Source organism: Azospirillum sp. B4, from assembly GCF_000333275.1.
Taxonomy (GTDB): domain Bacteria; phylum Pseudomonadota; class Alphaproteobacteria; order Azospirillales; family Azospirillaceae; genus Nitrospirillum.
The window spans coordinates 1-7,654 of sequence record NZ_BACU01000088.1 but is presented as its reverse complement, the minus strand read 5'-3'; the positions used below and the strand labels follow the sequence as shown (position 1 = coordinate 7,654).

Sequence of the window (7,654 nt, the reverse complement as noted above, 5' to 3'; positions counted from 1 at the left end):
ACTTCGCCGCCTGGCTGCGCAAGGGCAAGACGCCCATCATCCTGGTGGCCAACAAGTGCGAAGGCAACGCTGGCAAGCCCGGGCTCCTGGAGTGCTATGAGTTGGGTCTGGGTGATCCCGTGCCCCTGTCCGCCGAGCATGGTGAGGGCATGGCCGACCTGGTCGACGCCCTGACCCCCTATCTCCCGGAGGAAGAACCGGAGGAGGAGGAGGCCCAGGACGAAGGCCCCCTGGATGATGAGGCGGCCGAGGCCCGGGACAACGCCAAGCCCCTGCAACTGGCCATCGTCGGCCGGCCCAACGTGGGCAAGTCCACCCTGCTGAACAGCCTGTTGGGCGAAGAGCGTGTGCTGACCGGTCCCGAGGCCGGCATGACCCGCGACGCGATCGCGGCGGAGTGGACCTGGCGCGACCGCCCGGTCAAGCTGGTGGACACCGCCGGCCTGCGTCGCCGCGCCCGCGTGGAAGACAAGCTGGAGAAGCTGGCGGTCGCCGACACGCTGCGGGTCGTGCGCATGGCCCATGTGGTGGTGCTGGTGCTGGACGCCGACGCCATCCTGGACAAGCAGGACCTGACCATCGCCCGTCAGGTGATCGAGGAAGGCCGCGGCCTGGTCATAGCCGTCAACAAGTGGGACGCCGTGGCCAACCGGGCCGAGGCCCTGCAGCAGCTCAGCGATCGGCTGGAAACCTCGCTGCCGCAGGTGCGCGGCATCCCCACCATCACCATCTCCGCCTTGAAGCAGCAGAAGCTGGACGTCCTGCTGGACGCTGCCTTCGAGGTCTATCGCCTGTGGAACCGCCGGATTCCGACGGCCCAGCTGAACCGCTGGCTGCAGGGCATGCTGGAATCGCATCCGCCGCCCCTGGTGGACGGCCGCCGCCTGAAGATCCGCTACATGACCCAGGTGAAGGCGCGTCCGCCGACCTTCGCCCTGTTCAGCAGCCGGCCGGTGGAAATACCGGAGCACTACACGCGCTATCTGATCAACGGTTTGCGGGAGACATTCAAGCTGCCGGCCGTGCCATTGCGTTTCCTCTTGCGCAAGGGCAGCGACAACCCCTTCGATTGATCTTGTCCTTCGGTTAATTCGGCGAACGGATAATTCGCCATGAAAAAGGGAAGCGCTTGACCGCTTCCCTTTTTTCTTTCACGGCTGAGACCGGGACCGCTTTTTCTATTTTCTTCTGAGGATGCGGGCGATCCCCTATAGTGTGGTGGGGAACCGATTCCGGGCGGCCGGGATCGTGAAGCGGGGTTGGGACATGGGTTTGAAATTCCGCAGTTGCAAGTTCGAGCTGTTGGGCCTGCACGACGGGCGCTGGACCATCCTGTTCATCGGCGACACCGAGGAAGCCGCCGTGGCGGAGGCCAACCGCCGCCTGGCCTCGGGCAAGCTTAAGGCCGTGCGCGTCATGGCCGTGCGCACGGTCCTGAACGCCTTTCCCACCGGCACCCTGGTGTTCGAGAAGGACGCGCCGCCGGTGGTGAAGACCGATGTGCTGCGCGAGGCGCCGGACGGCACGCCGTTGTGCGTCTCCGTTGCCGACCTGTATGGCCGCCAGGCGCGCCGGGCCATCAGCCTGATCCTGCGCGATTATCTGACGCGCCAACAGATTTGCCCCCTGGAACTGCTGCACGGCGCCACCCACCTGCGGCGCCTGCAGGATACCGGCGCCATGCTGCAGGCGGCCCTGCACAAGGCGGCGACCGTGCAGTCCAAGCTGACCGGCCAGAACACCCGCGCCCGTATCGCCGAGTTGGACGGTTATGTCGACGCCATCGCCCTGAAGGCCCGGGAATTCCAGGCGGCCAGCCGCAAATGGTCCGTGCCGCTGAATGGCGCCGCCGCCGAGCTCAGCGCCAAGGTGGAGCAGCTGGTGGGGGTGGAAGGGCACGACCACGCCTTCTACAGCCTGATGACCGTGCGCCTGGCCGGCATCCGCACCCTGGGGGGCAAGCTGGAGGAAGTGCTGGGCCTGATGACGCCGGAGACGCCCTGGCGCCTGCAGGAAATGCTGGGCGGCATCGCCGCCGATCTGATGCGTTTCCCTGACGTCATCCAGGATCTGTTCGGCAATCAGCGCTGTCTGGCGGATTTCCTGGTGGCGCTGATCGACCTGCTGCGCGACCCGGTGAGCGTGGCGGCCAAGGTGGAGGCGGCGTCCAAAGTGCCGACCGCCATGGGCCTGCTGGCCCGGCTGCTGGCCGATGACCGCCTGCCCGAGGGACGGGAGGTCCTGCTGGAATGGCTGAGCACGGAGCTGGCCAGCGAGCATCCGCTCAATCGGCACGATCCCAAGGGCGAGTCGGGAGAGCTGAACCGTATCGCCACGGCATTGGCGGCCAATGGCGTCCTGGTCGGGGGGGAAATGGTCGAAAAGGCCCTGGCCGAGCGCCGGCTGGTGCTGCGGCGCCAGACGTTGCGCGGCGAGGGCTTGCATATCGTGGCTGACAGCCTCAAGCCCGGAGCGTCATAAGCGCGCCACGGGGAACAGCGGGACTTCAGCCGGCCACCGCTGACCGGGGTGGGTCCTGTTCGTCATCCAGGCCGCGGCGATAGTCCTGCAGCCGGGTGGTGCGCAAGGCCCGGGGGCCGTGGGCGTCGATCAGCCGCTGCCAGGACAGGAACTCCTCCTCGGACAAGGTGTAGCGTGTACACGCTTCCTGCATGGTCAGAAGGCCGCAGCGGACCCCGTCCACTACCTGGGCCTTGCGCCGCATGACCCACCGCTTGGTGTCGGGTGGCGGAAGGTCGTCCAAGGTCAGGGCCTTTACCCCGTTGATCAGCGCGCGGGGGCCGCGTGCGGCGTCGTTGGCCGACATGCCTTACCTCATACAGTGCGTGCAAGTCCCGGTTCACACCGGGGGACTGCATCACCATAGGGGCGGGGACGTTAAGAAGACCTGAACGGGACTATCACTTTCAGACAGGTCGGGGTGCGACGTTTAGGACGACAGCACCATAGTGACGTCGCTCATGTTCACGGTCATGTCGCCCATCTGCAAAGTCGGCGTGTCGCCGGACATGTCGACGCCGGTCACCTTGCCCGCAACCTTCACGGTGGTGTCCACGGCCTTGCCGCTGGCGTCGGTGGCGGTCACCTTCACGCTGTAGATGCCATCCGCGAGGGTGTTGCCGGAGCTGTCCTTGCCGTCCCAGGAGTAGTTGTGGGTGCCGGCCGCGCCGGAGACGTCGGTGGTGCTGACCAGCTTGCCCGTGCTGTCGTAGACCGACATGGTGGCGTTCGCCGCCGCACTTCCATAGGTGACAGAGACGTTGGCGGTGCTGTTCTGCAGCGGGAACTGGTCGCCCTCCATCTCCACATACTTGCCCAGGTAGTTCAGCGCCTGGCTGGCCTGGCCGCCCGCCAGTGTGGACTGGATGGCCTTCAGCTGGTTGTTGGCCTCGATCTGCTGCTCGACCGAGCTCATCTGCACCAGCTGCTGGGTCATCTGGTTGGTGTCCATGGGCGACGTCGGATCCTGGTTCTTCAGCTGTGTCGTCAGCAGCGTCAGGAACGTCGTGTAGTTGTTGGTCAGGTCGCTCAGTGGATTGCTGGTCTTGGTTCCGCTGGTGTTGGAGGTGTTCGAGGTGTTGCTGGAACCGCTGACGGAATCGGTCATGATGGCTACTCCCTGAAATCTATCGTCAGATCCGCACGTCGACGCGGCCGAGCGAGGGGATGATGGTGTTTTCGGACGGCGCCGCCTCAGTGGCGGTGGTGTCGTCAATGGAGAACTGGGCGCCGGACTGGCCGCTGCGGCGTTCCTGCTGCTGCTGCGCCTGGTCATCGTCCTTCAGGTTGAAGGACAGGCTGTCGTTGTCGGTCTGCAGGCCGGCATCCTGCAGGGCGTTCTTCAGGTCGTCGGAATTGCGTTGCAGCAGATCCAGTGTCTTGGCGTTGTCGGCCGTCACGGTCGCGCGGACCTTGCCGTCCTTGTGGAAGTCCAGCTTCACGTCGATGCTGCCCATGTCGTCCGGGGTCAGCTGGATGGTGACGCTGTCCATGCCGTTGCTGGCCGCCTTCTGGAAGCCCATGGTCACTTGCTGCAGCACTGGCGGGTACTGCACCTGGCGGGCCGCCTGTCCCGTGGCGGCAAACTGGGCGGCGAAGCCACCGGTGGGGAAGGTATGCTGGCCGTCAACCAAGCCCATGAAGCCGCTGGCGTTCAGCGCCGCGTCGCTGGCCGAGGTGGTGGCGCCGGTGGCTTCGGCGCCGCTGGCCGGCAGCAGGCCGTTCTCCGCCGTGGTGATCAGGCCATTGCTGGCTGTGCCGGCACGGGCGGCGGTGCCGGCCTGTTGCTGCTGCAACAGGGCCTGCAGGGTGGCCTGGGCAGTCGTCGCGGCACCGGTGTTGGCGTTGGCATTGGGCAGCGTCATCGCCGCCGCTGGGGTGGCGGTATCGCTGATCTTGGCGCCGGGGGCGGCCATCGGCGCAATGGTGGCCGCGTGGGCATCGGCATAGAGCATGCCGTCGGTGGCCGGCGCCGCCAGGATGCCGTTGCTGCCGTCGCCGTCGGTCGCGGTGTCCGCTGCCTGTTGGCGGGCCTGGTCGGCGGTGGCGGTGGCCTGGAGCTTGTCCTGGCTGGCGGTCGTCACGCTGACGGTGGTGGCCGCCAGCTTCACGCCATCGCCCTTGGCCACACCCTTCGCTTGCCCGCCGGTCTTCAGGCCGGAGCCCGAGGCGCCGTCCGTCTTGGCGGCCTTGGGCGCGCCTTCGATCGCGGCTGCGGCGGTGGCGGCCAAGGTGGCACTGTCCGCCGCTGTGCCGGCCTGCGCCTGGGTGGCCAGGGCGGTGTTGGTGGGGGCGGTCGCAGTGGCGGCGGATGTCCGCGTAGAGGTTGGTGGGGTGCCGGTCGCCAGCGCCGCCGCCTTCTGGTCGGCCACCGCCAAGCTGGCCGCGGCGGCGGCCGCGGCGCTGCCGTTGGCGGGCGTGGCCGGGGGGATGTCGGTGGGCTTGGCATTACCCGGCTTGGCGTCACCCTGGCTGGCCTGAAGCGCCTGGACAGCCTGCGCCGCCAGGGCGGCGTCGGCGGCGGTTGGCTCGTCGACCGGCGTCATTCCCGGCAACGGCGGTGCCGATAGGGCCGTGGCCGGTTGGGCTGCGGCCTGGGCTGTGGCTGGCAGGCCCGCTGCGGCGGTGGTCGTGGTGCTGGTGGTCGTCTGCGACGGTTCGGCCGCCTGGACCGCGGCCGTGCCGGCTGACGCCGCCTGGGGCACGACGGCCGGTACGCTCGCCGCCTGGGTAGCCACAGGCGCGGGCGGGGTCGGCGGCTGCTGGGTGCCCATGGCGGCCAGCGCCGCCAGTGTGGTGTCGGCGGGCGTATCATCCTCGACCGCCGTGCCCGTGCCCGTGTCGGGGACGGTCGCCGTATCCGTGGCGTCGGTCTTGGCCGACCAGTGTGTCTGTGTCCAGCCGGCGGCCGGTTGCAGGGCGGCGGGACTGTTGGTCGCCATGCCGGTCATCAGGGCGGCCACGGCGGCGCCGGTGGTGGCGCTGGCTTTAAGGGAAGTGCCGCCGGCTGTCTTGCCGGTGGCGAAGGGGATGGTGGACGACGTGAACTGTCCGCCGCCCTTGGCCGTGCCGGTGCCCTGGCCGGCGTTGAGGAAGGCGCTGGCCTGGCCCGTGGACTGGCTGTCGGCGGCGGTGGTGTCCACCATGCCGCTCAGCAACTGGGTGAACAGATCGGCGGCGCCCTCGCCAGTCGTTCCTGTACCACTCAGGCCTGTACCATTCAGGCCCGTACCGCCCAGGATACCGGACGCGGAAGCCCCCTGATTGGGGAACAGGGACTGAACGGGCTGGAAACCGGTCATGTATCGCTTCCTCGGGACCAAGGCGCGTCCCTTCCTGACGGTCGGGACGGTGGCGGGCGGAACTGCCCATCGCCTGGAAAAGCAATCGACGTGCCAGCCCGGCATCGACGCCAACGCCAGGTTTCCGGCGGTTTGGCGGCCTTGGGGCCGCCTGCTTTGGGGGAAAGGTGTCCCCGGGGGTGGAACTTCTTGCCGCAGGGGGCAGAATCTGCCGGCCGGGCCCGGCGCCGATGCGCCATCGCCCGCCGCTGGCACGCCGGCCAGGGCGGGCTATCGGGGCGGGCAGGTCAGGGGGCGGGAATCAGAGGCACTGGTTCACGGCCATGGGTGGTATGCCGCCGCGGCGGTATCCGGCGGGCCGGGCCGCGCCATGCTTCGCGACGTAACCGTTCTCCTGGTTGCGCTGCTTGTTGATGGCGTTGACCATGATATTGACCACCGACTGGGCCACGGCGGCGGCGGCGCGCAGGGCCGTCGCGTTTTCCAGGGATTCGCGGTGGAAGACGTCGGCCACGCTTTTCAGCCGGGTCTTGAGTTCCGCGTCCAGCCCGCGCAGTCCCACCAGGTCCAGGCTGATGATGCGCACGGCGTCGTCATAGCTCTTGGTCAGCAGATGCTTGCGCTCCACCAGGGCCAGCATGGCCTTGATGTCGCGTTTTTTCAGCAAGGCCGTTTCCTCCTGGTACAGCGCCATCAACCGCTCCATGGCGCTGATCAGCGAAAGGGCGCGGGCTTCGGCGGTGTTGGCGGAGGTGGGGGGCCTGTCGTCGACAGGCGGTGGCAGGAAGGGGGCGGTTGGGATCATGGCGTCTCCTCATCCGAAGCGGCGTCGGGGGTGGCATCCAGGGGCAGGTGCTGCGCCAGGGACGCCTGGGCCTGGGCGTAGGCGTTTCCGGCGGCGCCCTGGGGCCGCCGCAGCGGGTCGGCGCCGGCGGCCTTTTCCTGCATGCGCACCATTTCCTGCTTGATGGCGTTGGCGATGCCCAGGCCGCCACCCTTGGTGATGGCCTTGGCCTGTTCCTCGATCATCATACCGCGGAACATCTCTTCCGCATGGCCGCCGCCGAAGTTCTCGTCGACCTTCACGCCTTCCCACATGTGCTGCAGCATCTGGCTGATGAAGACGGACTCGAACTCCTTGGCCGCCTTGTCGATGGCCGCGTCGTCCTTCATGCCGTTCCCGGGGCCGCCGCCCTGCAGCTTGGGTGTTCCCTTGGCATCCGCCAGGGCCTTGGCGTCGAAGCCGGGGGGCGACAGCTTCATGTCGTCGCTCATCACATCACCTTCAGTTCGGCCTGCAGGGCGCCGGCGGCCTTGATCGATTGCAGGATGGAGATCATGTCGCGGGGGCTGACGCCTAGGGCGTTCAGGCTCTGCACCAGATCCTGCAGGGAGACGCCTGAAGGCAGGATCGCCAGCTTCTTGCCCTGTCCGTCATCCACCTGGATGTTGGTGCGGGGCACGGTGGTGGTGGTGCCGTTGCTCAGGGGGCCGGGCTGGGACACCTGCGGCGTCTCTGTGATCTTGATGGTCAGGTTGCCCTGGGCGATGGCGACCGTGTTGATGCGCACGTTCTCACCCATCACGATCACGCCGGACGCCTCGTCGATGACCACCGTGGCGGGGTTGTCGGGGGCCACGCGCAGCTGTTCGATGTCGCGCATGAAGCCCACCAGGTCGGCCTTGCGGTTGGCCGGCACGTTGACCGTGATGTTGGACGGGTCCATGGCCATGGCGGTGCCCGTACCGACGGCGGAATTGATGGCGTCGGCGATCCGCTTGGCGGTGGTGAAATCCGGGTTGTGCAGGGCCAGGTGCAGGGCCTGCATGTC

General features: G+C 67.8%; 8 protein-coding genes. 2 read left to right on the top strand and 6 right to left on the bottom strand.

Annotated elements, in window-relative coordinates; all coding sequences use genetic code 11:
• Both der and I55_RS04305 read left to right on the top strand, forming a co-directional pair.
• The coding region (gene der / locus I55_RS04310; RefSeq protein WP_044559275.1) for a ribosome biogenesis GTPase Der at window positions 1–1,073 on the top strand (1,073 nt) is incomplete at its 5' end.
• A gap of 193 nt (window positions 1,074–1,266) precedes the next feature.
• Window positions 1,267–2,481, top strand: coding sequence for a hypothetical protein (locus I55_RS04305; protein WP_148293565.1), 1,215 nt, complete (start codon window positions 1,267–1,269; stop codon window positions 2,479–2,481).
• Between the two features lie 25 nt (window positions 2,482–2,506).
• Here I55_RS04305 and I55_RS04300 read toward each other — a convergent pair whose 3' ends face one another.
• The 6 genes from I55_RS04300 to I55_RS04275 form a co-directional block, all read right to left on the bottom strand.
• Window positions 2,507–2,827 carry a DUF1153 domain-containing protein gene (locus I55_RS04300; protein ID WP_044559273.1) on the bottom strand — a complete coding sequence of 107 codons (321 nt, stop codon included), beginning with the start codon at window positions 2,825–2,827 and terminating at the stop codon, window positions 2,507–2,509.
• 123 nt (window positions 2,828–2,950) lie between these two features.
• Window positions 2,951–3,628 carry a flagellar hook assembly protein FlgD gene (locus I55_RS04295; RefSeq protein WP_044559272.1) on the bottom strand — a complete coding sequence of 226 codons (678 nt, stop codon included), beginning with the start codon at window positions 3,626–3,628 and terminating at the stop codon, window positions 2,951–2,953.
• A gap of 25 nt (window positions 3,629–3,653) precedes the next feature.
• Window positions 3,654–5,822, bottom strand: coding sequence for a flagellar hook-length control protein FliK (locus tag I55_RS04290; RefSeq protein WP_044559270.1), 2,169 nt, complete (start codon window positions 5,820–5,822; stop codon window positions 3,654–3,656).
• Window positions 5,823–6,123: 301 nt separating this feature from the next.
• The gene (locus tag I55_RS04285) at window positions 6,124–6,627 is read right to left on the bottom strand and encodes a flagellar protein FlgN (protein ID WP_044559269.1); all 504 of its coding nucleotides are present in this window, start codon (window positions 6,625–6,627) and stop codon (window positions 6,124–6,126) included.
• Complete coding sequence (locus tag I55_RS32735; RefSeq protein WP_049973817.1) at window positions 6,624–7,097, bottom strand: rod-binding protein; 474 nt, start codon at window positions 7,095–7,097, stop codon at window positions 6,624–6,626. Before I55_RS32735 ends, I55_RS04285 begins: the two co-directional genes overlap by 4 nt.
• A partial coding sequence (locus I55_RS04275; protein WP_044559268.1) for a flagellar basal body P-ring protein FlgI occupies window positions 7,097–7,654 on the bottom strand: 558 nt, incomplete at its 5' end. The genes I55_RS32735 and I55_RS04275, both read right to left, overlap by 1 nt.

Bases quoted from the DNA above. Each gene is read 5' to 3' on its own strand.
- I55_RS04305 (WP_148293565.1), top strand. From the start codon at position 1,267: ATGGGTTTGAAATTCCGCAGTTGCAAGTTCGAGCTGTTGGGCCTGCAC.
- I55_RS04300 (WP_044559273.1), bottom strand. From the start codon at position 2,827: ATGTCGGCCAACGACGCCGCACGCGGCCCCCGCGCGCTGATCAACGGG.
- I55_RS04295 (WP_044559272.1), bottom strand. From the start codon at position 3,628: ATGACCGATTCCGTCAGCGGTTCCAGCAACACCTCGAACACCTCCAAC.
- I55_RS04290 (WP_044559270.1), bottom strand. From the start codon at position 5,822: ATGACCGGTTTCCAGCCCGTTCAGTCCCTGTTCCCCAATCAGGGGGCT.
- I55_RS04285 (WP_044559269.1), bottom strand. From the start codon at position 6,627: ATGATCCCAACCGCCCCCTTCCTGCCACCGCCTGTCGACGACAGGCCC.
- I55_RS32735 (WP_049973817.1), bottom strand. From the start codon at position 7,097: ATGAGCGACGACATGAAGCTGTCGCCCCCCGGCTTCGACGCCAAGGCC.